The organism is Mesorhizobium sp. WSM4841, assembly GCF_055811515.1.
In genome coordinates, this window is sequence record NZ_JBVVQC010000006.1 from 170,579 (window position 1) to 197,187 (window position 26,609).

23 protein-coding genes are annotated in these 26,609 nt (G+C 57.5%); 12 read left to right on the top strand and 11 right to left on the bottom strand.

Annotated elements, in window-relative coordinates; genetic code table 11:
• Window positions 1–45: 45 nt before the first annotated feature.
• On the bottom strand, window positions 46–489 hold the full coding sequence (locus AC0L14_RS09760) for a PPC domain-containing DNA-binding protein (RefSeq protein WP_123149561.1): 444 nt from the start codon (window positions 487–489) through the stop codon (window positions 46–48).
• Between the two features lie 101 nt (window positions 490–590).
• Complete coding sequence (locus AC0L14_RS09765; protein ID WP_123149547.1) at window positions 591–1,562, bottom strand: SDR family oxidoreductase; 972 nt, start codon at window positions 1,560–1,562, stop codon at window positions 591–593.
• 33 nt (window positions 1,563–1,595) lie between these two features.
• Here AC0L14_RS09765 and AC0L14_RS09770 point away from each other — a divergent pair, with 33 nt between their 5' ends.
• Both AC0L14_RS09770 and AC0L14_RS09775 read left to right on the top strand, forming a co-directional pair.
• The gene (locus AC0L14_RS09770; RefSeq protein ID WP_473749308.1) at window positions 1,596–1,892 is read left to right on the top strand and encodes a hypothetical protein; all 297 of its coding nucleotides are present in this window, start codon (window positions 1,596–1,598) and stop codon (window positions 1,890–1,892) included.
• Window positions 1,885–3,417, top strand: coding sequence for an FAD-dependent oxidoreductase (locus tag AC0L14_RS09775; RefSeq protein ID WP_473749309.1), 1,533 nt, complete (start codon window positions 1,885–1,887; stop codon window positions 3,415–3,417). The genes AC0L14_RS09770 and AC0L14_RS09775 overlap by 8 nt, the downstream gene beginning before the upstream one ends.
• A gap of 40 nt (window positions 3,418–3,457) precedes the next feature.
• On the opposite strand, the gene AC0L14_RS09780 is transcribed toward AC0L14_RS09775, so the two are convergent.
• Window positions 3,458–4,228: a TIGR01458 family HAD-type hydrolase gene (locus AC0L14_RS09780; protein ID WP_473489105.1), complete on the bottom strand. Its 771-nt coding sequence runs from the start codon at window positions 4,226–4,228 to the stop codon at window positions 3,458–3,460.
• A 102-nt stretch (window positions 4,229–4,330) separates the two neighbouring features.
• On the bottom strand, window positions 4,331–4,591 hold the full coding sequence (locus AC0L14_RS09785; protein WP_473749310.1) for a hypothetical protein: 261 nt from the start codon (window positions 4,589–4,591) through the stop codon (window positions 4,331–4,333).
• Between the two features lie 770 nt (window positions 4,592–5,361).
• Between AC0L14_RS09785 and AC0L14_RS09790 the strand changes: the two genes are divergently transcribed.
• The 5 genes from AC0L14_RS09790 to AC0L14_RS09810 all read left to right on the top strand — a co-directional run bounded on the left by AC0L14_RS09790 (window position 5,362) and on the right by AC0L14_RS09810 (window position 12,709).
• Complete coding sequence (locus tag AC0L14_RS09790) at window positions 5,362–6,570, top strand: acyltransferase family protein (RefSeq protein WP_473749311.1); 1,209 nt, start codon at window positions 5,362–5,364, stop codon at window positions 6,568–6,570.
• Between the two features lie 1,094 nt (window positions 6,571–7,664).
• Window positions 7,665–8,360, top strand: coding sequence for a Crp/Fnr family transcriptional regulator (locus AC0L14_RS09795; protein WP_473637406.1), 696 nt, complete (start codon window positions 7,665–7,667; stop codon window positions 8,358–8,360).
• Window positions 8,361–8,771: 411 nt separating this feature from the next.
• A complete protein-coding gene (locus AC0L14_RS09800; RefSeq protein ID WP_473489101.1) occupies window positions 8,772–9,542 on the top strand; it encodes a response regulator transcription factor in 771 nt (256 codons plus the stop codon).
• A 118-nt stretch (window positions 9,543–9,660) separates the two neighbouring features.
• On the top strand, window positions 9,661–11,544 hold the full coding sequence (locus AC0L14_RS09805; RefSeq protein WP_473489100.1) for a GNVR domain-containing protein: 1,884 nt from the start codon (window positions 9,661–9,663) through the stop codon (window positions 11,542–11,544).
• A 298-nt stretch (window positions 11,545–11,842) separates the two neighbouring features.
• Window positions 11,843–12,709 (top strand): sugar transferase, encoded by an 867-nt coding sequence (locus tag AC0L14_RS09810; protein WP_473528716.1) that lies wholly within the window; start codon window positions 11,843–11,845, stop codon window positions 12,707–12,709.
• A gap of 72 nt (window positions 12,710–12,781) precedes the next feature.
• Here the strand turns inward: AC0L14_RS09810 and AC0L14_RS09815 are convergent, their stop codons facing one another.
• Window positions 12,782–13,024: a hypothetical protein gene (locus AC0L14_RS09815; RefSeq protein WP_473489098.1), complete on the bottom strand. Its 243-nt coding sequence runs from the start codon at window positions 13,022–13,024 to the stop codon at window positions 12,782–12,784.
• Between the two features lie 150 nt (window positions 13,025–13,174).
• Here AC0L14_RS09815 and AC0L14_RS09820 point away from each other — a divergent pair, with 150 nt between their 5' ends.
• Window positions 13,175–14,650: a hypothetical protein gene (locus AC0L14_RS09820; protein ID WP_473749313.1), complete on the top strand. Its 1,476-nt coding sequence runs from the start codon at window positions 13,175–13,177 to the stop codon at window positions 14,648–14,650.
• A gap of 12 nt (window positions 14,651–14,662) precedes the next feature.
• Here the strand turns inward: AC0L14_RS09820 and AC0L14_RS09825 are convergent, their stop codons facing one another.
• From AC0L14_RS09825 to AC0L14_RS09835, 3 genes are all read right to left on the bottom strand, one after another.
• Window positions 14,663–15,436, bottom strand: coding sequence for a TylF/MycF/NovP-related O-methyltransferase (locus tag AC0L14_RS09825; protein WP_473489096.1), 774 nt, complete (start codon window positions 15,434–15,436; stop codon window positions 14,663–14,665).
• A 140-nt stretch (window positions 15,437–15,576) separates the two neighbouring features.
• A complete protein-coding gene (locus tag AC0L14_RS09830; protein ID WP_473749376.1) occupies window positions 15,577–16,899 on the bottom strand; it encodes a polysaccharide biosynthesis/export family protein in 1,323 nt (440 codons plus the stop codon).
• A 128-nt stretch (window positions 16,900–17,027) separates the two neighbouring features.
• A complete protein-coding gene (locus AC0L14_RS09835; RefSeq protein ID WP_473749315.1) occupies window positions 17,028–17,894 on the bottom strand; it encodes a glycosyltransferase family 2 protein in 867 nt (288 codons plus the stop codon).
• Between the two features lie 342 nt (window positions 17,895–18,236).
• Between AC0L14_RS09835 and AC0L14_RS09840 the strand changes: the two genes are divergently transcribed.
• The 4 genes from AC0L14_RS09840 to AC0L14_RS09855 all read left to right on the top strand — a co-directional run bounded on the left by AC0L14_RS09840 (window position 18,237) and on the right by AC0L14_RS09855 (window position 22,823).
• Window positions 18,237–19,520 carry a glycosyltransferase gene (locus AC0L14_RS09840; RefSeq protein WP_473528778.1) on the top strand — a complete coding sequence of 428 codons (1,284 nt, stop codon included), beginning with the start codon at window positions 18,237–18,239 and terminating at the stop codon, window positions 19,518–19,520.
• 233 nt (window positions 19,521–19,753) lie between these two features.
• Window positions 19,754–20,737, top strand: coding sequence for a class I SAM-dependent methyltransferase (locus AC0L14_RS09845; RefSeq protein ID WP_473749316.1), 984 nt, complete (start codon window positions 19,754–19,756; stop codon window positions 20,735–20,737).
• Between the two features lie 30 nt (window positions 20,738–20,767).
• Window positions 20,768–21,727 carry a glycosyltransferase family 2 protein gene (locus tag AC0L14_RS09850; RefSeq protein ID WP_473749318.1) on the top strand — a complete coding sequence of 320 codons (960 nt, stop codon included), beginning with the start codon at window positions 20,768–20,770 and terminating at the stop codon, window positions 21,725–21,727.
• A 40-nt stretch (window positions 21,728–21,767) separates the two neighbouring features.
• A complete protein-coding gene (locus AC0L14_RS09855) occupies window positions 21,768–22,823 on the top strand; it encodes a DUF707 domain-containing protein (protein ID WP_473749319.1) in 1,056 nt (351 codons plus the stop codon).
• Here the strand turns inward: AC0L14_RS09855 and AC0L14_RS09860 are convergent.
• The 3 genes from AC0L14_RS09860 to AC0L14_RS09870 form a co-directional block, all read right to left on the bottom strand.
• On the bottom strand, window positions 22,810–23,982 hold the full coding sequence (locus tag AC0L14_RS09860; protein WP_473749320.1) for an acyltransferase family protein: 1,173 nt from the start codon (window positions 23,980–23,982) through the stop codon (window positions 22,810–22,812). The two genes, AC0L14_RS09855 and AC0L14_RS09860, sit on opposite strands and share 14 nt — an antisense overlap.
• A gap of 145 nt (window positions 23,983–24,127) precedes the next feature.
• Window positions 24,128–25,345, bottom strand: coding sequence for a class I SAM-dependent methyltransferase (locus tag AC0L14_RS09865; protein WP_473749321.1), 1,218 nt, complete (start codon window positions 25,343–25,345; stop codon window positions 24,128–24,130).
• Window positions 25,342–26,595 (bottom strand): class I SAM-dependent methyltransferase, encoded by a 1,254-nt coding sequence (locus AC0L14_RS09870; protein ID WP_473489089.1) that lies wholly within the window; start codon window positions 26,593–26,595, stop codon window positions 25,342–25,344. The genes AC0L14_RS09865 and AC0L14_RS09870 overlap by 4 nt, the downstream gene beginning before the upstream one ends.
• Window positions 26,596–26,609 lie beyond the last annotated feature (14 nt).

A 26,609-nucleotide genomic window follows, 5' to 3' on the forward strand; every position in this document is an offset into this window, starting at 1 on the left:
GCCCGGAACGCAATTCAGCGGACCTGTCTCGATCCGCGTTCGGCTTCAGGCATCCAGATCGATCAAGGCGATGCCGAGTTCCGGCCGCTTCCTGCGGCGCAGGTGGCCAGGCGCTTCCACCAATGTGACTTCGAGTGTCGGCCGAACAATGCCTTCGAGCAGATGTCCGCCCCGCGTCGTGCCATCGCGCAACCCGAGCACCGCGTGGATATGAAGGCTGGGCTTGCCGTCGTCGCCGATCGCGACATCGCCGATAGCGCTGAGCACCTCACACTGTTCGCGGACTGGGATTTTGCGAAAGGTCTTTTGCCCAAAGTCGAACCAGCCGACGGTCGCCGTTTCGAAGGCGCCGAGCGCAGTCAGCGAGGCGCCGCCAATGTCCTGCTCGACCGCGAACGAGGTAAGCGCCGCGAACGCTTCCTCGCCAGGATCAAGCACCACCACAAACGTCCGTTGTCCGGCGCTTTCGGCGACGAGTTGCGATTTCATGATTTCACTCCAGACGCCATCTCGGCTTTTGCGTTGTCGTCTGTTCCGTCGATGGGGTTTGGCGGCGCTAATTGTGTCGCGCCACCAAATCGGAAATGTAACTAGTAGCCGCCGATGATCGGCAATATCTCGCCGGTGATGTAGCTCGAGCAGTGCGGCGAGGCGAGGAACACATAGGCCGGCGCGATCTCCTCCGGTTGTGCGGGCCGTTTCATTGGCGTGTCCGCCCCAAATTTCGAAACGTCACCGGCTTGCTTGTCCGACGGGTTGAGCGGCGTCCACACCGGGCCCGGCGCCACGCAGTTCACCCGAATTCCCTTTTCGATGAGGTTGCCGGAGAGCGCGCGCGTGAAGGCATGAATGCCGCCCTTGGTCATCGAATAATCGACCAGCTGCCTCGAGCCCTCGATGCCGGTTACGGAGCCGCTGTTGATGATCGCCGAACCGGGCTTCATATGCGGCACGGCCTCCTGCGTCATGTGGAAGTAGCCGTAAAGGTTGGTCTTCAGCGTCGTGTCGAAATGCTCTTCGGTCAGCTCGCTGAAGTCGCTGGAATGGACCTGGAAAGCGGCGTTGTTGACCAGCACGTCGATCCGGCCGAATGCCTTCACCACCTCAGCCACAGCCTTGTGGCAGTGGCGGCGTTCGCTGACGTCGGCCTTGACCAGCATGCAGCGCCGGCCCTCGGCTTCGACGGCCTTCTTCGTCTCTTCGGCATCCTTGTCCTCGCAAAGATAGACGATCGCCACATCCGCGCCTTCGCGCGCATAAAGCACGGCGACGGCTCGGCCGATGCCGGAATCGCCGCCGGTGATGACGGCCACTTTGCCATCGAGTTTTTTCGATCCGATATAGAAGGGCGCGTCATAAAGCGGCGCCGGCTCAATCGCCCATTCGTGCCCCGGCTTCGGCTGATGCTGTTCGGGAAAGGGCGGCTCGGGATATTTGCGTGCTCCGGCCTGCATGGCGCCTTGTTGCTTGCCCTTGCCCTTCGATTTGTCCTTGGCATCGATGCCGCGCTGGATATGGCGTTGCTTGGCGGCCTCGCCGGCGATTTCCGATTTCATCTGCATGGCTGCCTCCTTGGCTTGGAGGAAGGACAACGCATGTCCGGCGAAAAAGTTTACGCGACGGCGTCTTTGCGTCAGTCCCGCGATGCGTTCGACAAGCGACGTTGCAGCCGCGGCAACGCGTCCAAAACGCCAGGAAATCGACGGCGTGTACTGCCCAACCGGCAACGAAAGAGGCGGCCGGACGTTTGGGCACCAGCGGTGTCCGAGAACCTGAAGGCGCGCCAGCCCGGCAGAAGGTATTCCGAGGCTGGTGACCTGAAGATTTCCCGCTTCTCGGCCGTACAGGCGATCTTGTCACTGGATCGCGCCAAGGGAGAGGAAAATGGCTGAAGGTCATACCAAACCAACCGGGCCGGATCTGGTCGAGGGCATCGCGTTATCCGACCTTGCCGATGGCGCAAAGCTCCTCGGCCATTGCGGCGATGAGCAGGTGCTGCTGGTGCGCCGCGGGGCTGAGATCTTCGCCATCGGGGCGACATGCACACATTATGGCGGGCCGCTCGTCGACGGTCTTGTGGTGGGAGACACCGTCCGGTGTCCTTGGCATCACGCGTGCTTCGATTTGCGTACAGGCGAGGCCTTGCGCGTTCCAGCTTTCAGTCCACTCGCTTGCTGGTCGGTGGAACAACGCGATAATTGGATATTCGTGGGCGAGAAGCGCAAACGGACGGCACCCAAGCAGCGCGATGGAGGCTCCGGCCAGGTTCCGGAGAAGATCGTCATTGTCGGTGGCGGCGCGGCCGGTTTCGCGGCGGCAGAAACACTGCGGCGCGAACATTATCAAGGCAGCCTTGTCATGCTCAGCAACGACGAAGCGCCGCCCGTTGATCGGCCCAATCTTTCCAAGGACTACCTCGCCGGCAAAGCACCGGAGGATTGGATTCCGCTGCGCCGAGAAAGCTTCTACTCGAAGAACGATATCGACCTGCGTCTCAATGCGAACGTCGCCAGCATCGATGCACGTTCTGGCGAAGTTGTATTAGCGGACGGGGCCCGGACTGCTTACGACAGGCTGCTGCTTGCGACCGGAGCCGAACCGGTTCGCCTGACCATACCCGGCGCCGACCAACCACATGTTCACACGCTGCGCTCGTTCGCAGATTGCAAGGCGATCATCGAGCGAGCCACGACTGCGCGCTGCGCCGTCGTGCTTGGCGCCAGTTTCATTGGCCTGGAGGTTGCCGCGGCCCTGCGCTCGCGCGAGATCGAAGTTCATGTCGTGGCGCCGGAAAAACGGCCCATGGAACGGATCCTGGGTCCGCAAATGGGCGACTTCATCCGCGCCCTCCATGAGGAGAATGGTGTCGTATTCCATCTCGAGGACACCGCGAGCAGCATCGACGGCAGTAAGGTGAAACTCAGCAGTGGCGATACGTTGGCGGCGGATTTCGTCGTCGTCGGCATCGGCGTGCGACCGCGGACAGGGCTTGCCGAAACGGCGGGGCTCATCCTTGACCGCGGTGTCGTAGTAAACGCCTTTTTGGAGACGAGCGTACCAGGCATCTTCGCGGCCGGCGACATTGCGCGGTGGCCAGATCCTCACAGTGGTGAGAACATTCGGGTCGAGCATTGGGTAGTTGCCCAGAGGCAGGGGCGAACCGCGGCCCTCAACATGCTCGGCCGTCGCGAGAAATTCGTCGCCGTGCCGTTCTTCTGGAGCCAGCATTACGATGTTCCCATCAACTACGTCGGCCATGCCGTGCAATGGGACGAGATCGCGATCGATGGAGACATCATTGCCAAGGATTGCCTGCTCCGCTTCAAGCTCGAAGGGCGCACGCTGGCTGTCGCTTCGATCTTCCGCGACATCGAAAGTCTAGGGGCCGAGGTGGAAATGGAGCGCCAAATCACCTAGCGAAGCGCTCGCTGTACGGCCGGTTCAGCCCGCGCGACGATCAGTCTCGGCGCGCAATGATCCAGTCGGTTGCCGCCGCGAGATCGGCGACGGTTGCGGTCGGGCGCGGATCAAACCGTTTCTCATCGCCCTGCCGGTATTTGCCTGTCCGCACCAGCAGCGCGCCCGAAAGTCCGGCGCGCAGGGCGCCAGCTATATCGGCCTCGGCGTCGTCGCCGACCATGATCGCCTGATCTGGCGGACAGTCCATGCTTGCCAGCGCCGACAGAAAGAATTCCGGCGAGGGCTTGCCGAGAACGGTTGCGCGTTTCAGGGAGGCAAATTCCAGTGCCGCGACGAATGGCCCTGCATCGAGGCTGAGCTCGCCGTCAGCATCCCGAAACGTCCGGTTAGTGGCAAGAGCCAGCAATTCGGCCCCCGCGCTCAGTTCGCGGAACGCGTCATTCAACGCCGCATATGTGAAGGCCTCTCCGGCATCGCCGACGATGACGGCGCGCTTGTCGCGATCCGGCAGGTCGCAAAAATCCGGCGCAAGGCCGGGGTGAACCAACAAGTATGGCGCGCGGCCATTGCGAAGCAGCCATTCGCGTGCAGCGTGCGCCGGCGTGAAAACATCTGCATTGGTAACGGTCAGTCCCATCGCCTCCAGACGTTCGAGAACCCTCTGTTTTGACGAGCGCGTGGTATTGCTTATGAAGCGTATGGCCAAACCGGCCTGACGCAAACGCGCGACGGCGTCGATCCCGCCTGGTATGGCGATCTCGCTATCGTAGATAACGCCTGCGAGGTCCAGCAGTACACCCCTTGTCATTGGTCCAGCATGACCACGAGTCCGCCATGCGTCAAATCCGGAACAAGGCCATTGTTGTTCCGTTTGGATCAGGGCGGGCAGGCGCACTCGATTAACCGACGGTCACTGCCACCATTCGCGGAAGGCCGTGCGGGCGGCTTCGGCCAGCGTCGCGATCTCCCTGTCGGGAACCGTAGGGCCAGAGTCGCGGGCCAAGCGGCGCCCAGCCGCCGCCATCGCTTTGTCGAGGGTGAATTGCACCGCCGCCGGGCGAAGTGCCAACACCCGCATCAGGCTGATGCCGATCTGGAAGGGCAGGCGCGCGGTCGGCCATCGCGGCCACCAAGTCGCTAAGCCGGTCGACTCCGCAAGCGCAGGAGGCACCTCTTCGCGCCGCAATGTGTGTGGACCCGCAGACAACGAGGCCGGACGCGACCCGCAACCGACAACGATCCCTGCCGGGCGGCGGTGAACGGCGACGTTGGGCCCTATCGGAAATCCGCCGGGAGCGATCTTTACAGTTGGCCGCCCAGCCATTCCCGCAAATCGCGGTCTTGCTGACTTTCGGCAATGGGCGGCGAGGGCCGCATCCGGACATACCAGATGGCGGCAAGCACTCCGGCAGCCCACGCGCCGGCGAAAACATTCGCAATGAGGTCGATTGGAACCTCCCAAGCCGGCCAGAACATTAGCACGGCATCATTTAGGGGCGCGACACCAATTAGGAGTAGAGCAGGTGGAGCCGTGGGAGCAGAGGGAGCGTCACCGCAGTCCACCGTCTCAACCAGCTTGCGAGGATGCAGCCAGCCGGCCAAGGCCTGGATGGGCGCTTGTGAATCGGAACAATCGTCGCGGCCAAGATGGCGATGAGCAACAGCCATGCGGCCTTGAAGGCGGCGCGTAGCATTCTCAGTCAATAGCAATGATCGGAGGATCGGTCGCAACGCTCAACGTATTAAGGCGCCGAACAATCCATAAGTTATTAAACCTCACTTGGAGGAGGCCATGCGTAGCAGATCGGTGGATCTGCCGCAGGAAACAGGTCATATCCGACGGTTAATCAATTCGGCTTATGTCCGAATGTAGTAGCAGGTGTACTGACCGTTTCACGATAGTATTCGACCTTGGCCTCTGGCAAGGTTCGGAAACATTATATGGAACGCAATGTCCACTACCACGTCATGGACTTCTTGCGCATTTTTGCAGCGCTTTTGGTGTTACTGAACCATTTCGCGACATTCGCCTGGAGCAGTGCGTCAGTCGCCGAGGGAAGCGATGTCGCCTTTGGTTTTCTGTCGGCGTTTGCCGGTTTGGGTGCTGTAGGGGTCGAAGTTTTTTTCGTAATTTCCGGGTTTGTCATTGCCATGAGCGCCTCAGGCGAAGGGGGCGCGTCGCACGCGCTGCGTTTCGCGCGCATGCGCGCTACGCGTATATTGCCCGCCTTGTGGCTGTCCGCGCTCGTCAGTCTGGCCGCACGAGCTCTTTATGGCGAGGATTTTTCCCATCTTCTGATGGATTTTTGTAGATCCGTAATATTATCCCCTAAAGGCCCTTATATCGACGGGGTCGTATGGTCTCTCGTCGTCGAAGCCGTATTTTACGTCTTGGTGGCCGGGTCAATTTTGTCGAGGTTTCGTTTATCACTCTATGATCTGGCCAAAATAATAGGGTTTTCCAGCTCGGTATACCTTCTTGTTCTCTCCGGGTTGCACTTGCTGCCGCCGTCCACGCGGCCGGAAGAAGCGATATCAGTGCTGTCGCGGTTCCCCTTCAAACTGCTTCTGCTGCAGCACGGCGTTTTTTTTGCTACAGGCATGATCTTCTTTCTTGTCAGGAACGGCGGTGATGACGGTAGCAAAATGGGGCATGCGGCGAAGACAGTATTGATATTGTTTTTTGGCAGTATGAGCACGGTTGAGATCTTCATTTCGATTGAACGCGGTTATGAGTACAAGCTATCAGCAGTGATAATTTGGTTGATCTGCATGTACGCAATGGCAGCAGGAATAAAATATGGTGAGTTCGTTAAACATAATCTTTATAGATACAACGCACTTGTGAAGTATATTGGAGGGATAAGCTACCCTATATATCTGAATCACTATTCATTTGGCATGATTATGGTATGGTGGTTGTTTTCATTGGGTTTTCCGATGCCCATTGTTTTCGTTCTCTCCATCCTGCTCATTTTAGGTTTGAGCATGGCCGTTATGTGGTTGGAAAAGAGGATTCAAAACGCCGTCAGGGGACGGTTCCCTAAACCCGCCGCCAAACGAGATCAAAATGGCGGTTTAGCGTCCCCGATAGGGAATCAGGAAACCCCACGGCTATTGGGTGGTGAGCAGTGGGGACGTAACCGATGAGATGCGGGCCGACTACATCAACAGCCAGGTCCTGCCCGAGTCAGGCGACATTTTCAGCGTGACCTGAACTCAGTCCGCCAAGGGTATACCAATTTGGCGGTGGAGCGTTCACGCTATGGAGCGCAATTAAGGCGGTTGAAGTGCCGCGCGCCCTAAGCGCTGGATTCCATGATGCGCAAAAGCCGATGCGCCCCCGTTGCACGGGGCTTCGGTCGGTGGCATCGGCACTCCAGACATACCCTCTTCCGGGTACGTGGCAGGCGGTCTCTTCGCAGTTGCGAGGTAATCGGGGAGTCATAGCTACCGCGAATGAGGTATACCTTGCCACTGTCGCGGCTGAAACCGGAGACAGTTTGGCTCGAAAGAGGGGCGTCAATCGACCCATTCCGGGTCCTGGAACTGCAGCGAAGGTTACTCATCGAGCCGGAGTAGTTCCGAGCGTCTGAACTAACGCTCTTGTCCGTTGAAACGTCGTCACGGCAAAGAGAAAATCTCGTGCCGGCCCCAGTGGCGAGCCGCTGGTCCTGTGAGGCAGCTGACCTACAGCGGCTTGCAGCGTTGCACTTGAGTGAATCGGGGCTGCTCGAGTTGGAGCATTCCGAGGGGTTACCTGCGAGTGAAATCAGAGGGTTGCATAAAGGTTGCATAAAGGAAGTGGCACGTTCCGCCCGATTGAACGACCGGGCGGTTCGCGCCGGACAACGTCAGCGCGACCTCAAGTCAGCAGCGATGCTTGGCTTGCAGTCGGTACGGCGAGCCAGTCACACCGAAGGTCGTAAGCGATCCGTAAGCGTGCGTGTTCGAAAGTTGCACGGTGAGTGGCTGGTGTTACCAAGCGCTTCCGACCGCCGGAGGCCTTGCCATTCGAATGGATGGTGCAGAGAGTCGGTCAAACTTTATGATGAATTTCGGGTCCTACTGCGCTCGATCAGGCGTGATCCTTGCCTTTTTGTGAGAGTGCAGTGCAATATCACCCATTGGTTGTAGCCCGCGCAGGGTACTCAACATGTCAAAGCTGGAGTACGTTTTTGCGTAGGGAGGTTATCTAGGGGCGGATTGGCGGGGTTCGAATGACGTATGCTACAAGCCTTTCATTGAGTGAGAATGAACACCGGCCGACGTCAGTCGCAATCAAAAGCGACGATAAGGCGTATATCAAGGCGCTAGGCTTCGTGCCAAAGCGATATGCGGCGGAAACCGCTATCGTCAATCAGGGCGAGGACGGCGATCGCGTCTTCATAATCGAGTCTGGCTGGGGATGCATTTCCCATGATCTTGCCGGTGGCCAGCGACAGATTTTGGATTTTGCGCTGAAGGGCGACATTGTCCGGCCACAGACGTACTCGGGCACTGCTCTTGAGACATTTGTGGCTCAAACCGACCTTGCGGTGTTAGAAGCCTCGACCAAGACACTTGCTCTTGGCGCAGCGAAGTCGCCCTACATAGCCTCCCTTTTTCTCGAAACTCTCGCGCGCCAGAGAGCGATTGTTGCCCAACACCTAACCAATGTAGGTCGACGCAGCGCCTTGGCGCGTACAGCGCACCTGCTGCTCGAACTGAGAGCGCGATTGGAGCGCGTCGGCGCTGGCAGTCGCACTGCCTATGCTTGCCCTCTCACCCAGTACGACCTCGCGGACGCGCTCGGGCTGACGCCCGTCCATGTCAATCGAAAGCTGCGGGAATTGCGGGAACGCGGGTTTCTGGAGTTCCGCCAAGGTCATGTCCGCGTGCTGGATCGACTGGGCGTAACGAAATTTGCCGAGTTCGATGACAGATATATCGATGGTTGACACTTACATTGGCGCTCGACGCCAAGGCGGCGCGACGCGCGTCAAAGCAACACCGCCATCGGCGAAGCCGGCTGTCCTTTATTTTCGGCGACTACCCGCGCCTGGCAAACAACGCGAGATCCAGATTCCGGTCGGTGTGTTCTCTGATACCCTCCTTCCTAGACCAAATGAATTAGGAAAAGTGAAGGAGTAGAAATTTTTTAAGTTTTGTTAACCTAAATTAGTGAAGGCGCATCTTTTCGGCGATAAACATTATGGACGGGATAGTGCTGGTCCATGGCGGGGCTTGGGAAATCCCACAGTTATAGTGAAGGCGACGCGAACAGAACATCGCTCGTGGGAAATAGTATTTGCCTGAAGTCCATCTCGTACTGGTCTTGAAACGTGGGTAAAAGTTTGGGGAGTAAGTTCATGGTTCCGACAATTCAAATGGATAGCAAATCACCCGGTGCACTGGAATTCGTATCGCGGACGACCGGGAATGGAATACATCTTCATAGACACGGCTTAGCCGAATCCTGCCTGGCTCTGCTGGATGAGCGAGTGCTTGACCGACAATGTCTTGCGCAATGCCTGACCGCCTATGGCATCGGGAAGGAAATCCTGTCGTTCAGTTCGATCGAAGAGTGGCGGCATCAAGAGAATACACTGTCGACGTCGGCTATTCTGCTGAACGTGGGCAGCCGAAAGGTGACAGACGCAAAGACCGGCAGCGAAATCGCCGATCTTGTGAATGAGGCCCACCCGGTTCCAGTGCTGATTTTGGCCGATACCGACGATCTAGAGCAGATTCTGAAGGCGTTGAATTATGGCGCAAAAGCCTATATCCCGTCGTCGATCCGTTTCGAAATCTGTGTTGAAGCCGTAAATCTTGTCCTTGCCGGTGGCACATTTGTCCCTGCAAGCAGTGTGCTTGCCCAGCACAAGGCAATCGACACGGGCGTCGATGTGACAAGGCCCATGGCGAGTGTGTTCACGGAGCGGCAAGAAGAGGTCGTCCAGGCTCTCAGGCGCGGGAAGGCGAACAAGATAATCGCTCACGAGCTCAACCTCCGAGAGAGCACGGTCAAGGTCCATATCCGCAATATCATGAAGAAGCTGAAGGCGACGAACAGGACGGAGGTCGTCTACAAGCTCAATGAGATGTTTCCTGGCGTCCACGTGTTGAGCCGACCGAGCTAAACGGTTTTGTCGTCATGACAGCGGCACGCTGCATGCTCGCAATGGAGTCCATCGGTGGCGATCCTGCTCGACCGTTGCAGTTCGCCGCTCTTTTCGCTGCAAGATATGGATTGAAGCCATGCTAGACCGGCCGTTGGCGGCAATTGCTCACAAGCCATGGCTCGGGGCGGATGCCGCGCAGGACTTTATCAGCCTCGCTGACGTTGTTTCATTTGTTCGGCAGTACCTTTTCTCGATACTGGCGTTCATCGTCGCCGGAATCGTTTGCGCCACGTTTTACTTTGCTACATCGGATCCTATTTATGTCGCGCGAACCCAGATCCTGATCGAACCAAAGATACCCAGAAACCTTCAGCAGCAACCCGCCGAAGTGAATCTGTCGCTCGATACCGCTCAGGTCGAGAGTCAGCTCGCAGTTCTGCGCTCCCAGAAGATCGCGATGATGGTGATCGATGACCTTGGACTCATGGACAATCCAACGTTCAGGGATATGCACGGTCCGAACATCGGCGAGAGGTTTCGCAGGGCTTGGATGAGTGTCGTTGAGGCCGGCGGGCTCAATACCAGCTATGCTGCATTGACCAATTTCTTCCAACGAGTGCTGCCCGGGCCGGATCGAATCCAAACCAATAGTCCGCAGCTGGAATCCGAGCGTCGGCGTAGCGCGGTCGAAATATTCAGCGATGGCCTGGATGTCCAGCGCGTCGGTGTCTCGTATGCAATAGACATTTCGTTCCAGTCTCTGGACCCGGCATTGGCGGCACGCATCGCAAACGCCACAGCGGAGGCGTTCGTGCGTGAGCAAGTGCAAACGACAACAAAAGCGGCCGGCGAAGGCATCGCATGGTTGGAAAGGCGGATGCGGGAGGTCGGCGATCAGATGAACAGGGCGACCAGGGTCGCCCAGGAGTTTCGCGCAAAACACGACTACAGCATAGGTCAGGACGAGACGCCCATCGAGGGACAGGGTCTCGCGCCCAGCGAAGAACAGCCAGCACACCAGACAACGCTAGAGCAGTTGGAAGTTACAGCCGACACCTATCGCAAGATGTATGAAAGCCTGCTCGGGGCGTATACGAACTCGGTCGACCAGCAGCCTTATCTGATCGCCAATGCTCGTGTCATTACATCCGCAACGAGCCCAAAGAAAGCAAGTCAGCCGCGCAAGACGCTGATCCTCGCCTTTGGCGCACTTGCCGGAATGGTGGCTGGCATCGGATTTGCCGTGGCGCGGCGCGGCCTCGATCGGAACGTGAGGACTCCGCATCAGATCCGCCGCGAACTGGGCCTGGCCTGTATCGGAGAATTGCCGGTGGTCAGTTTCAGGCGGGGTGGTTTTGGCCGGCTTGACGAGGTGCTCAAGAATCCGGACTCTTCATTCAGCGGCAGCCTCGGGAGCGTCAAGGCGATCATGGGCTTGGCCGGGGCCACCCCTTCAAGACGTCGCATCGGAATCACATCCGTGTCCCCCGGTGATGGAAAGAGCACCGTTGTAAGCAATCTGGCGGCTCTGTGTGGGGTGTCGGGCACCGCGACCCTCGTGATCAACGCCGACCATAGGTCGGCACTGGCCAACGAACTTCTCTTGTCCTCCGATCTCAACGTGATCGATGGGGATTCCGGGAGCCGCAAAGATATCGGCACGCAAATCCAGTTCATTGAAAAGACATCGTTTTATTACCTGAAGAACGATGTGTCGAGTTCGACGAATTTGCTTGTTCCCGATAATATGGAGAAATTACTGAGCGACGTTGGCGCCTACAGTGTCGTCATTGTTGAGCTCCCACCGTTTAGTTCAGGTGCCGAAGGGCTTGCTGTCTGCCCGCTTCTTGATGGCGTGATTGTGGTGGCGCAGTGGGGCGTGACGCCGCTTGATCAACTGGAAGACCTGACGCAGACACTCAAAAACACCAATTCGTCCGTCCTTGGCGTGTTGATGACACGTGTTCGTTCTGTTTCGGCTCATCGTTACCGGAAGCGCGCAGGCCAAGCACCGCGCTGACATACTGTCTTTCTCGCGGCGGTGTCAGTCGAGCGCGAGCCCAGCGGCAAGTCTCGACACCGCCTGTCAATTCGAACACCTGCCTGTCAAAATGAATCTGCGCCCCTGGCAGGGCGATCGATTCCGATATCGTGCCACATTGGACGGAGCAGCCATTCGTCCGTACCCCAGCCTAGCATCTTAGGGGTAGCCCCCGCTGCCAATCATCCCCAATCTACCACCTTTTCCCTGCTTGCCGGAGATCATCCGTCGTTGACAAAATGCAAACGAAAACAGCTGAAATCGAGCGCAAGCGAAAATGTCCAACGTGATCGAAAGCAACCTGCGGCACTGCGATGACTTGGCTATTGAAGACTGGGCCATTCTGGTCGGAGCCAGGCCTGCGGCGACATTGCTTCTTCGGCGTGAAAGCGACGCGCCCGCCACATCGAACACGCCAGACCCATCGTCGCCTCAACTCAACGCAAGCCAAGACCATGGCACCGTCTCGCTTGAGCCGGATATGCAAACGGCAAGCATTGAAGACGACGCGCGGGGCGACCGGCGACAGCCTCTCGGCGGTTGGGCCAAGAGGCTGCTGGATCTGATGGTAGCCTCGACAGCGCTCATCCTGGCCAGTCCGATCCTGGTTCTGATCCCGCTTCTGATCAAGGCCACCACAGGCGGTCCGGTGCTGTTCGTTCACCGCCGTATTGGATTCAACGGAAAGGTCTTCGACTGCTACAAGTTCCGCACCATGGTACAGAATGCCGAGGAGGTGCTCGAACGGCATCTGAGCTGCAATCCACAAGCCGCCCAGGAATGGGCAGCCAACCAGAAACTGAAGTGCGATCCGCGTATCCTGTTTTTCGGAAACATGCTTCGCAAATCGAGCCTGGATGAGCTGCCGCAGTTGTTCAACATCTTGCGGGGCGACATGAGTTGCGTCGGTCCGCGTCCTGTCGTTGCCGACGAATTGCAACGCTATGGCGCCGCATCGCATGAATATTTGAAGACGCGGCCAGGACTGACCGGCCTCTGGCAGATAAACGGGAGAAACATGATCGAGTATTCGCATCGCGTATTGCTGGATACGCGGTACGTTCGGACATGGTCTCTACGCCTCGATCTTTCGATCCTGATGCGGACGATACCGGCAATGATGAAGTTTGATCAGACCTCCTGAACTTGGCTATGTCAGGGGGTGCGGCAGAAACGGCCTCAAGCGATTGGCGCCCGCAAGGGATTGCCGCCCACTCTATTGTCGTCTTGGGCGGTGCCGCAGCACGGCAATTGCAAGGCCGACCAGATAGGCAATTTGGGTGACGACAACAAGATAAAACGTCGAGCGGATGGTGCTTTGAACAGTCAGGTGAAGAAAACTGCCTACAGCGATGCTGCCGACGATCACCACCAAGGTCGCCACTATCAGCGCCGGCGCGCGCAGCGTAAGCCCTATTGTCAGGGCAACGCCCGCAACGCCGACAATGGCAAGCAACACGGCGACCTCCTTCCAGGGGCAATTTACGCCGCGCAAGACCAACCCTGTCCCAAGGAAATCAGAGTCGCTCGTTTTTGTGAAGCCAACCATTTAGCTCAGCGGTTCCGGCGGCGCCGTCAGGGTCTGGATCATTGATGGTCGGAGTGTGAAATGCAGGTTTCCCTCGTTGGGGCACTGATTTGCACGGGACTCCTGGCCCTCGTCGTTTATATGCGCTGGTCGCTGATCACTGCACTGATTGCCTCGCTGGCTTTTGGTGCGACGGCAATCGGGACAATAACCTCGCTTGGCGGTTCATCGCCGCTTATCTTTACCGTCTTTGATATGCTCGTGATAGTAGCCGCGCTGGCTCGACGGGGAATCTGGAGAGAAATAGGCGCGGTCTTCGTTCGTATAGGTGCCGCATGGATCGTCTGCGCGCTGATGATCTATGTCTGCATCGGAGCGCTGTTATTTCCGAGGCTCTTTGCAGGGCAGACAAGCGCCTTCGTCGCTTCCCGCACCGGCAAGGGCGTCTACGAAGCGGCCTTGGCGCCGGTATCGGCCAATATCTCTCAGGCGGGATACTTTGTTCTGGGAGGGCTGACGTTCCTGGCGGCCTGTCTGCTGCTTCAGCGCAGCGGCACGTTGGCCGACATCAGGCGAGGCTTTTTCCTTTGGTTCAGCTTGCACGTGCTGATGGGCATTCTGGATTTGTTGGGCAAGGTGACCGGCGCCGGCGACATCCTCGCCCCGATTCGTACGGCCAACTACGCCATGCTGACGCAAGTTACGGAAGCTGGGTTTTGGCGGATCGCGGGGGCGTTTTCAGAGGCATCGTCGTTCGGTGGGGCATCGCTGGCAGGGCTGGCGTTCACCTACACCTATTGGCGCAAGACCGGATCCAAATTCGCATTGGCGTTAGGAGCGGCCCTGTTTGTTCTTCTGCTGCTGTCGACATCGTCGACCGCCTACGTTGGTCTTGCAATCGTAAGCGTGCCCGTTGTCTTTTCCATCGTGAAGTCGCTCGCTTCAGGTCGGCTGAGGTCGGGGGAGGCACTGCTTATCGCGTTGCTACCGCCCTTGCTCCTCTCCGCGATGGCCGCCAGTCTGTTCTATCCGCATTTCTTCGATCCGGTCTTGCAGCTTGTCGACAACACGGTAATCAACAAAGTCACATCAGCCTCCGGCCAGGAGCGCAGCTACTGGAACTACAAAAGCCTGCAGTCTTTCTTCGATACAGGTGGACTGGGGGTCGGGTTGGGAAGCTCGCGGGCCTCGAGTTGGCCGATCGCGGTGCTTTCCCAGTTGGGGCTGTTCGGCACCGCGATGATGACAGTTCTGTTGGCAATGCTGGTGCGGGGGGTGCGGGGTGGCCGCTATCGCATCGATCCCGAGATCGACGCGATCGCGTCGAGTGTCCGCGCTTGCGCCTTATCGGCGCTCGTGGCTGGATCCCTGGCAAGCGGCGGCGCCGACCCGGGTATTGTGTTCTTGATTCCTCTCGCTGTCGTTCTTGTCAGCCGGTTCTTGCCTGTTGAAGACGACAGTGTTGCTGAGGCTCCTGTAAGGACGCTCCGGCATTGGCGCGATTCCAGCGAACAGGTGATTCAATCGCAGGTCGGCACTGTTCCCGGCCGCGCCTAAAGCGATATAGGCTCAGAGCTTTCGGAAGTATCCATGAGCTCCGAAACCCATAGTGCTATCGAATCCACCATACAAAAGCGCAACCTTTTCGGGTTTATCGCTAAGGAACTCGTCGCAGGCCTTCTTTACCCCCGGATAGAGATCGACCGAGTCGAACAATCCAGGATCACTGTAGTCGTCTATCAGACATGCAGCACCCTTTGATAGGCGAGGATACACATACTCCAAGCTGACCTTGACCGAGTCGTATAGGTCACCATCCAGATGCGCAAATGCAATTTTGTCCGGCAACTGTGTGGGAAGCGTATCTTCGAACCATCCCTGGTGAAGAATAGGCTGACGAAGATTCAAACGCTTGAAGTTTGCCATGAGCGCATCCTTCGTAGTGGCCATGTCGCCCTTGTGAGCGTTGGCGTGGCCGTCTTCGGCACTGGCGTTCGGGAGACCTTCGAAGCTGTCATACAAGTGAAGGTTCCTGCTTGGATCGTAGTGCTGAAGTATGCGTTGGAATACCACGGCTGACTTGCCTTCGTGGCATCCCAATTCACAGAAGTCTCCCGGTACGTTGTAGAAAAGCGCTGCGCCTGCCAAGTGATACATGTCCATTCTCTGTTCAACACTGGTCATCCAGCCCGTGCGAACAGGTGGTGCGAGGACGAGATTTATTCCAAGTTTTCGGAGAACCTTGTTGGCAAAGCGAACCGCCTGAGACTTGGATGGCTTCTGTTGAATCCATTCATCGAACGTGTTGGTCAAGAAGACGTTCGGTAGTTCAGTTGCTTGCATAGCGAAGTCTCTTTTCCTATCAAAGAACGCGATGGCGATAGAGCCATATAGTGCGTGTATTTGTCAAAGGAAGTTACCTGATCTACATCAAGCAGTCGCGCGTTTCTACCTAATCCTTCTTGCAAAGACCCGCCGGGAGGCTACGGAATGCCTACAGTATCGCCGACGGTTTCTGCTTTGAGTTCTATTCCTGGCGCCTCATGCCGCTCGGTCGATGTCAAGTCCAGCGCGCCTGTTTCATCTGGAGCCAGTGGTATTTCAATCTTGATCGTGTCTCCGGGCTCCACGACACTCGTCTCGTTAGCTTGGATTTGCACTGTCGTACCATCCGCCGACGGTCGGAAAATCGTGTAGATCGGCGCAGCCAGATCCGCGTCGGCTCGCCGGGCAAGAAGATTCGGGGCAGATATCGCGGAGTCGTACAATAGCCGCCTTGCTGTTTCTGTCTTGCTGTCGAGAGCATCGAGTTCAGCTTGAGTTTGACGCAGGTCGATCGTTATCTCTTTTTTCCGTCCGTCCTCGAGTTCGAGAATTGATATGTCTGTCTTACTGATTTCCTGACGCCCGCGCAGCAGACTGGTTTCCGCCGACAACCTCTCGCTCTGCGCCTGGGCAAGGGCTCGTTCTAGAGAAAATTCCCGCGGCGCCGCCGCAAGACCTTTGACCACAAGCGCCGAAACCGCTGTCAACTCTTTCTGGATGGAGCCGATCTGCTTGTCGAGGAAAACGAGTTGCGCTCCCAGCGAGGCGAGTTCTTTCTGGAGGAACTCACGCAGACCTTGAAGCGCCTTGATCTGAGTGTCCAATCCTTCGCTGCGCGCTTGGAAGATCAAACGCTCCTGCTTCAAGAGCATAGCAAAGACGTCGTCCTGAATACGCGACGTCAACTGGGCCGGAAACTTAATGTCGCTGGCATGCGAGAGTTCCGCCTCGAGTCGTGCCTTGCGAGCGAGGAGACTGGCCTCGCTCAGTCTAAGCAGGCTCACATCCCCTTGGCCCTGGATCACTTCGCGCTCGAACCTGGCATCCCTGTCCTCTCGAGTCCGCAACCCGCCCGCGATGCTCAATGCCTGCAAGACGGTCAGTCCGGGCCGGTATGCGAATTCTCCCGACTGCGTCACCTTGCCGACAACATAGAACGGTCGGAACTGGACGATTTCCACCGCCGTATTCGGTTTTCGCGCAAGGCCGACACTTTTCATCAGCCTGTCGCCGATGGAGTCCGCAATCTCGCCGGTGGTGAGGCCGGCAGCCTTGATTTCACCGACCAGCGGTAGCGAAACGGAGCCGTTGGGACCGACCGTGTATTCGTCGTTGAGAGCCTCCCAGCCAAATATCGTGTCGCGCGACGCACGCCATTCGTAGACCTTGATGCGGAGCTTATCCTGCGGGCCGAGCACATATTCTTTGGCGTTTGCGGCCGAAACACCCAACATGCAGGCCAAGGACATCACCGCCGACATCACGACGTGGAGCAGGCGCCAAGCCTGGCGCCGATTGGACAGCCTGCCGGAGCACCGGGCTCGGTGATTTGAGCAAGTGCCTCTGTCGATCGAAAAGGACGGGTCATCGAGCATCTTTTACCTCTGCGTTAGATCTCCAGAATATATTCTGGCTGCACCCGGCCTCTTGCGACGTGTGAAAGAGCCAGGAGATTGCCGCGCAGACGTCCTCTCCGGTCGATATAGGATTCCGGCCAGAGGCTGCGCGCGAGATTGGCAAGCAGATTTTTGCTCATCAATCTAAGTGCGACAGTCGATGGAACGGTCCCTTTGCGAACGAGGTAGATTGGGTTCGCCACCTGAGAATAGCCGAAACGAACGCCGTTTACGCGACCGCTCTTGATGCCGAGATGAACCCCGCGGATCGACTGCAAAAAGACGACCCGCCCTCTGGCTCTCAATTGGCTGGTGAAATCAACGTCTTCCTGCCACCCATAGAGCACGAGCCGCTCATCGAAGCGCAGGCCGCCGATGAATGCCGCCCTGATCGACATGTTGCATCCATAGGCGCTGAGTCGATCCATGGCGCGCGCTTCAGTCGCTGTGCCAGCTTCGCGAAGCGCCTGGATACCCTCGTCCCACGTGAGCCCCGCAGTCGTCGCACCGTCCTTCAGCACGTTTCCAGTCACCACGGCCCAGTCGGGCTGCTGCTTGAACGCCCGCGATACGCCTTCGAGATAGTCGTCTGCAGGAATGAAGTCGTCGTCGAAAAAGGTGATTATGTCGAAACAGTCGCCTGCGATATCGAGTGCGACGTTACGCTGCGCCGGCAAGCCGGTTTTTCCGAATACACGCGATACAGGAAACCGGCAAACTATGTTGTTGGGAGTATGATCGGCGTCAGGAGCCGAGACTATCACCGCGTCAGGGAGCAGGGTCTGTCGCTCAAGCTGTGCGAGAAGCCGAGCCACATGTTCCCTGCGACCAAACGTTGCGACTATAACAGCCACTTTCATCGACGATCAACTCTCCTCGCGGGCAATGGATGCAGATACGGCGCGCGACCACTGCTTGCGAAGTGAGCGCGCTATGATCCTAATCCGCCGGTCGCGCCGATACAGCCTGCGCATAAGGTTAGCGTTGAGGCGTGCTTAGGCCCATCGAAGTAGGAGACGTACCTCGTTGGAGTACATCCGGCCTCGGGAGGGTGCGGCGCTTAACCCGATAGGCAACTTGTTTGGACGGGACAGACGACACACAGTCGCTGAGCATCCGGGCAACAAGAATTCCGGAAAAAGGTGCCAACATTCCGTGAGGGGCAAAGCATGCGCCATGTGCGACAGCCGAAAGCAACCACCATGGTGGGCCGTGATGCCAAACATTTGCGATCCATCAGCAAGACGCCATTTGCCGCGATAGACCGCAACGCCCGCATCGCCGTCGTGCATGATTGGTGCCCCAACTTTCGGGGAGGGGAGCAGGTCCTTGCTCGGATCTGCAAGACTTTTCCGAGAGCCGAGGTCTTCACCCTCTTTGATTTTCTCCCGAAGGAAATCAAGGAAGAGTATTTTCCAGGCGTAATTTTCCACGTTTCCGGCATGAATCGACTTCCGTTCGTGGAAAAGTACTACAGGTCACTTTTCTTTCTCTGTCCGTTTATGATCGAACAATTTGATGTCACAGGTTATGACGCGGTAATTTCCTCTTCGGCCGCATTCTCTCGAGGCGTTCTGACTCGCCCAGACCAACTACACCTGTGCTATGTGCACAGTCCGGTGCGGTATGCGTGGGACGAACAATTCTCCTATTTGCAGCAAGCCGGCTTGGGATTTGGACCGAAAGGTCTTGCCTTTCGTTACATGCTTCACAGGCTGCGGACCTGGGACACCCGAACGGCACATGGTCCTGACCTGATGCTGGCAAACTCGAATTATGTCCGCTCTCGAATCGAACGGATTTACGGCCGCGACGCGCGGGTAGTCCATCCGCCCGTCGCCATCGAGGATCTTAAACTCGTCGTCAACAAGGATGACTACTACGTCACGGCCGCGTTCCACGCCCCGTATAAGCGTACGGATCTGATAATCGAGGCGTTCAGCAAAACGCCGTCGCGTCGCCTGGTTGTTGTAGGCGACGAAGTACAATCCAAGCATCTGCGATCGCTTGCCGGCTCCAACATAGTCTTCACCGGTTATCTGCCGCGGCATGAATACATCGAAAGAATCGCCAATGCTCGTGCGATGGTGTTCGCTGGATGCGAGGATTTCGGGATAACGCTTGCCGAGGCCCAGGCGTGCGGCACGCCATTGATCGCCTTCGGCCGCGGAGGTGCGCGTGACATTGTCCGGCCGCTTGGCGAGAGCGCCCATCCGACAGGTGTGCTCTTCGACCGTCAGGCCGTCGATTCCGTAGCTGGGGCCATCGATCTATTCGAGAAAAATGCGCTGTCCATTACGCCGCACGCCTGTCGCATGAACGCGACCCGGTTCTCCGAGGAAAGATTCGACCTGGCGATTCTCGACGCCCTCGGCCTGGCCCAGTCTGTCCAACTCGCTCGCGCAACCGAGTACAATGAACTCTTCGGAGCCGAGAGCTCGACGCGCGATATAACCGGTTCACTTATCGAGCCAATTCTACAATGAATTCATTTGACCTTCACATGGCAAGCAACAGCAAAGCGCTTCGACCGGCCGCGTGTCCGTGCTGCTCGGCGCCCGTCAGCCGGTCAATCTACCGGGTCGAATCCATCCCGGTGCATAGCTGCGTCCTGCTTAATTCGGCCCAAGCAGCCCACGCCTTTCCCCGCCGCGACCTTGACCTCGCATTCTGCGAAGCATGCGGGTTCATATTCAACAAGGCCTTTGACGAAACGGTCATGGGCTATTCGACCAATTTTGAGGAATCCCAGCATTTTTCCGGCACCTTCAACAATTTCGCGAAGGGACTTGCACGCGAGATTGCACAAAAATGTGCGATAGCCGGCAAGCACGTGTTGGAGATCGGCTGCGGCAAGGGTGAATTTCTCCGCGAACTTTGCATATCGGGTGGCGCCACCGGGCTCGGCATCGATCCAGCTTATCGAGCCGACAAAGGCCGTAATGACGAGTACGGCGACGTCAAGATCATCGTCGATTTTTTCGGACCAGACTACCAGCATCTCCAGGCGGATACGGTCCTCTGTCGCCACACGCTCGAACACGTAAGCTCGGTTTCGAGTTTCGTGCGGCTGATCCGCAAGATGATCGGCAAAAGGACCCAGGATTGGGCCGTATTCGAAACGCCCGATGCAAAACGTGTGCTCGTCGAGAGCGCGTTCTGGGACATTTACTACGAGCATTGCTCCTATTTCAGTCCTGGCGCGCACGCACGCCTGTTTCGCCAGGAAGGTTTCGACGTTACCGATCTGGAGCTCGTCTATGACAACCAGTACATAGTTCAGTATGCCCGGCCGTCGGCAGGCCGGACGACACCGAGATTACCGCTCGAGCACGATCTGGAAGTGATGCACCGTTTGGCGGAAACCTTTCCCGCTCGCGTGCGAGCCGTTCAGAATTCCTGGCAGGAGCGCATTCGCGCCGCGCACGCCGCCGGCCGGCGGGTCGTCCTGTGGGGCGGCGGCTCCAAGGCAGTGTCGTTCCTGACGACCTTGCAGCTTGGAGACGAAGTCTGGGCAGCAGTCGATATCAACCCCTACAAGCAAGGCAAGTTTACGCCCGGAACCGGTCACCCGGTCATCGCGCCGAGCGACCTGTTGGACACTCCGCCTGATCTCGTCATCGTCATGAACCCGATATACCTGAATGAAGTGGCGCAATCCTTGATTGCGCTCGACCTGCGACCGGAAGTCGTCGCGGTCTGATTGCGCTCTCGTCAAAGAAGAATCCGGAAAATGGAACGTTCCAAGTCGCCGCAAGTGTCCCTTGGTATGCCGGTTTACAACGGCGAGAATTTCGTTGCCGAGGCGATCCAGTCGATCCTTGAGCAGGACTTCGATGATTTCGAACTTGTCATCACCGACAATGCTTCGACAGATAGAACAGCCGATATATGTCTGGAATACGCGCGGCGGGACAAGCGCGTCCGCTATGTCCGAAACGCACGCAATTTAGGGGCCGCGGCCAATTTCAATCGAGCTTTCGAATTGAGCTCGGGCGAATATTTCAAATGGTGCGCGCACGATGACCTCATGAGCAGCGGTTTCCTGATGGACTGCGTGCGTGCGCTTGACGCGAATGCCCGCCACGTCATTGCCTACCCGCGACTGCTGGGAATCGACGAGACCGGGCAGCTGACTTCCTATGTCGAAAGGGTGCTGCCGGACATGCAAGGATCGTCGCCCGCGTCCCGCTTCCGGTTGATGGTTGCTGCGCACGGATGGGATGCGGCGATGTTCGGCCTTTGGCGTCGGGATTCCTTAGTCAAAACGACATTGCACGAGCCCTACTACGGCTCCGACTGTGCGCTTCTGGCCGAGATGGCTCTTCTCGGGACGTTTGTTCACGCGCCCAACGCGATACTATACAGCCGCGACCATCCGACGCGCTCGGTGCGGTTGCCGAGCTCCGAACGATTGGCTTGGCAAAATCCTGGCGGCTCTAATGCAAATGCGTTTGAATTGTCGAGGCGGCTAAAACACCTCGTCGCGATTGCCTATCGGCACAGGCGCACAGCACCGATGCGTATGACACTGTTTCATCTGGTTGCATGGATCTTGGATCCGCTGCTCATCGCGAGATTTTGCCTGGAACTTGTGGGCGTTGTTTCTCCGAAGCTTCGTACCAAGCTCCGCGGCGCTGGGCTGGGAGCGCTGAAACGCATTCATGCCGTCTCAAACCGATCTCCTGGCTAGAAACGAGTGATCTGGTGCGGCGCCCGCCGGGAGGCTTTGCATGAACCTTCGCCAAGTCACGCCCGCGGCCGCAGCAGTGTCAGCCTTTCGGAAATTGCCGGAGGGCTCGGGCAAGAGAAATCTGGTGATCGTCCGGGCAGGGCGTAGCTCTTTGCATGCCGGCTGGACTGAGGGGACGGGCGAAGCCGACTTCGATCTTCTCGTGGCCGCCTACGAGCCTGGCGTCTCCCATGGACAGAACGATTTCAGCGTATTTCTGCCGGGGCGCAAGATCGCCGGGTATCATGCCTTGTTTCAATGCTACCCTGAAATTGTGACGCGGTATGATCTCATTGCATTGATCGACGATGACATCGAGGTGACGAAGCTGGACTTGAATCGCCTGTTCGCAATCGGCCGCCAATATAAACTTGATCTGTTTCAGCCAGCGCTGTCTTGGGATAGCTATTTCTCCTACGCAGCGACACTTGTCAGCGGCAAGCGATACTTGTTGCGATATACCAACACGGTCGAGATGATGTGTCCGGTGTTCAGCGCCAGGTGCCTGCAAACGGCGTTGAAATTATTCGGGCTTGGCTACGAGACGGGAATAGACCTTCTTTGGACCCGCCTGACTGACATGCCTTGGTTGCGTTACGCCATAGTTGACGATGTCGTTGTAAGACACACGCGGCCAGTCGGGACAACAAAGTCGCTTCAAGGTTTCGCCGCCAACGAGCGTTACGACGTACAGGTTGATGCCGTGCTGAAGAGGTTCGGCGCTGCGTTTCGCGGGTTCGTAACCTATGCAGCGGTCGACCAGCGCGGGCAGCTCATCCGGTCTCGCTTTCTGATCGGCCTTAACTCGCTGTCCCTTTGGCGGGCGCTGTCCAAGACGCCACTTAAATGGGCGCAGTTTATGCGCCGCTCAACCGACTATACGCGACACTGCTGGCTGAGGCCGGTCAACCTGCAACGGATCGACGTCGATGGAGTGGTAAAGTCAGGCCGCCAACCGCAAAAGGTGGGTCGCCGAATGCCACCGCCTGGATCTACCGAGCGTCCGTCCACCCGCTCATCCGGAAAATCGCAAGGTACTGGTTTCACGTCGTCTTAGATTGTGAGTCTGACTCTAAGGCATCTGGCCTTTGGACTTTCCGGGTAGTCCCCATCACAGTTTCCTCGGTAATGGCGCGCGGCTGCATGGGAGGCGGTGCCACAAACAGCCTGGCGAGGCGTTGGTAGATGCCGAGGTCACCAGCGAATGGACGCTCCAGCAGATGATAGGTTGCGAAACCCACGGCTACCGCCGCCGCCATGGTGGCGGGCGCGAGCAGGGCGCGAGCAGCGTCGTTCAACTCCAACCGATTGGCAAGGGTGATGACCGCCGCGATAAAGAAATAGTGTGACAGATATATCGAATAACTTGCGTCACCCGCACGTTGCATCAGTGGAGAGCCGATCCTTGTCCCCGATTGCTCCAGCCCGACTACTCCCGCCACAATCAAGCCGGATGCGATGCCGAACCTCAGGAAGGTATCGGTCGGTGGCGAGACGGGGACGTCGCCGAAACCGATGACTTCCCCTCCAAAAGCGAGCCAAGAGACCCCGGCGGCGAGGCATACCCACCACCTCATGGGATTTCTGGCGGTGCGCGCCGAATCGTGGAAGTAGCCCGCCGCCAGCACTCCCAATACGAAATCCATCAGGATTGGCCGCGTATAGAAAAAAGCCGCGACCCCATAATCGGAAAGACCTCCAATGCTGTTTCCGATACCGGCAAGAGAGACGATAACAGCGGTGATCGCCATGAGCCTGGCGCGTTTGGGCAACAACAACGCGACTGCAAAAATGCTGTAAAAAAACATTTCGTAGTTCAAAGTCCAACCAAGGTAGTAAATTGGGTAAAGGCTATCTGGCGTTTTCTCAAACGGAATAAAAACTAGAGATTTTGCGATTTGAGAAACTTCTATTTGAGTGCTGTTTAAAACATCAGGCATGGTCGCGCTCAAAATCACTATAAGAATTGTGAAAAACGCGTACAGAGGGGCCACCCTAAGGATACGCTTCCTGTAGAATTGAATGGGCCGTATATTTTTATTTTGTGTCGTGCGGACCATGATGAATCCACTTATGACGAAAAATAGGTCCACACCTCCGTATCCAAAACTCCTGAGCCAATGCGGAAGGACGTCGGTCACGATCAGTTCCTGGGTATGAACCCAGACCACCAAAGTCGCGGCGATCGCCCGCATGACCTGAACATTGAAAACCATACCGGAAGGATTCCCGACTTCAACGTGGGCTTGGGCTCCGCATTTTCCTCTCGTCGCTGCCTACAAGGCGGGCGCTCCAGTCAACCTCGACCGGATCGACATCGGTGGGATCACAGACGCAAAGCGCAAGCCGCAGATCGCCGAATTATGCCACAATGATCTCCGCTGAGAGACCGAGCTTGCAGGCGGCCTGGGCAACTTCGTCTCGATAGAGCGGATTCATCACGACGATAGACTGCAGGGGCTTGCCGCGCAGGCTCTCGGGAGCAACCACCGGTGTCCCGGTGCCAGGAGCAAAGCGCCCCTGCTTGTGCGGGTTGACGTCGACCAGCGCCCCAATCCGCGCCCCTTCAGGAACGATGTTGACGAATGTAATGCCCTTTGATCCCGCACCCCAGACAACGGTCTGCTCCGGGTCTCGTGTTGCAAGGTAGCTGCGCCACCAGGCGACCTTGTCGCGATAGGTTCGGTCGAATCGGTGGACGAGCGCATCGATCTTGTCAGATTTTGAATACGGGGCCATCATCCGGGGTTCGCTAGGCTTTGCTTCGATGAAGAGGTACTGGTCACCGAACGACGCGCCCTGGTTAAGCACCTCGAATCCTGCTGTCTCCATCGCCACCCGCAGTGAGTGCGGCGTGAAGTAGGATACATGCTCGTAGATCAGATCCCAGATCCCCATGTCGCGCAATGTATAGAGGGCATTAGGCACTTCGATGTAAAATACGGTGCTCGGCTCAACGCCTGGATGGGAGCGAAGCCCATGCAGGAAGGCGATCGGGCTGGCTATGTGCTCCAGGACGTGACGGCAGGAGACGAAGTCAGGCTTGACGTCCGGATAGGCATCGCTGAACCAGTCATTGATGAACTCGACGCCGGCGACGTCGTCGCCCCGATTGTCTTCGAAGCTCCTGTCGAAACCAATGCCTCTGGCGCCGCTGGTTGAGCAAAGCCGTTTGAGGAAATCACCCTTGCCGCAACCGATATCGACGACCAATTTTCCGTCAATCGCGTAGGCTGTGGACAGGCGACCCGCGAGATCCTCGACAAAGGCCACGAAGCGCGGCGAGAAATGCAGGGAGTTCTCGTAATTCTGCGTATAGCCGATCCGACCATCTTCGAACGCCGCGTTGAAGAAATGTTCACAATTGCGGCAAAACGCGAGGACGAATTGGCCGGTCGGCGCAGCAGCGGCCGACTCTGCGTCAGGGTGCAGAGAATTGCACGAAAATGGGATGGCGTCCAATGATACCGAATGCAGCAGATCCTTGCACCGACAGACCGGACAATCGCCGCGAAGACGCATCGAATTCGTCACCGGTTCATGCGCCTCGCAGGCAGCGCTTTGGACTTGCACGGTCACACGATCCGCGGGGTCGGCACGGGGACGATGAATTTTCCGCCCCTGGCTCGATATTCAGCCTGTTGTTCCATGATTTCATCGAGGAAGTTCCAGGCAAGCACCAGAACATAGTCAGGTTGCGCCTCCAACAGAGCTTCCGTAGAACGGATCGGAATTTTCTGACCGGGCATGTGCTTGCCCTGCTTGTGGGTGTTGCGGTCTACGACGAAGTCGACGAGGTCGCGTCCGATGCCGACCGTATTGATCAAGGTAGCGCCTTTGGCTGCTGCTCCATAGGCAGCAATTGAGGCGCCGCTGGCTTTCAGCCGGTGTAGCAATGTGGAGAGCTCGACTTTCAATTTGTCGACCGTCGCGGAAAAATCGAGATAGTAATCAATGGCGTCAATCCCTCGTGCTCTTTCATGAGCGATCTGGTTGGTGACGCTCGCTCCGACATGTTCCCGCATTTCGACATACAGGCGAAGTGAGCCGCCATGAATCGACAAGTGTTTTACCTCGTTGAGATAAAGGCCATGCCGTCGAAACAGCTTGTCCAATGCCGTCACTGAAAAATAGCAGAGGTGCTCGTGGTAGATCGTGTCGAATTCGCAATGGTCGATCATTGGTTCGACATATGGCGCCTCGATCACCGCAACGCCGTCGTCCTTGAGCAACCGCGCAATGCCTGCAACAAAACCATTGGTGTCGGCCACGTGGGCGAGAACGTTGTTTGCGTGAATGACGTCGGCCCGCATCTTCTGTTGGCGAAGCTTCTCCGCCAGTTCACGGGAAAAAAAGGCCAGGCGTGTCGGCACGCCTATTTTCTCCGCAGCGGCGGCAGGTCCTTCGGCGGGGTCGATGCCGAGTACTGGTATGCCCGCCTCGACATAGTTCTTCAGGAGATAGCCGTCGTTACTCGCCAACTCGATCACAAAGCTGTTGGCATCCAAGTTACGACGCTCGATCAAGTCACGCGCATTGTCTCGGGAGTGCCTCAGCAGCGCTTGCGAGAACGAGGAGTAATAGGGGTAAGCATCGGCAAACAGAATTCTCGGGTTAACCGTCTCCGTGATCTGTACCAAACTGCAATCACAACAGAAGGCGACGTTGAGTGGGAAGGCCGGCTCTTCCTGGTCATCGTCGACGCTCACGGGAAGCCGATCGGCAAGTGGCGTCGTGCCGAGCTTCAGGAACGTGTCGATATGACTCCCGCCGCAGGAGCGGCAAACCTGCTCGGTTACAGATGCTGCACCAGCAATCATCATGGCCATGGCTCCCGGCTGTG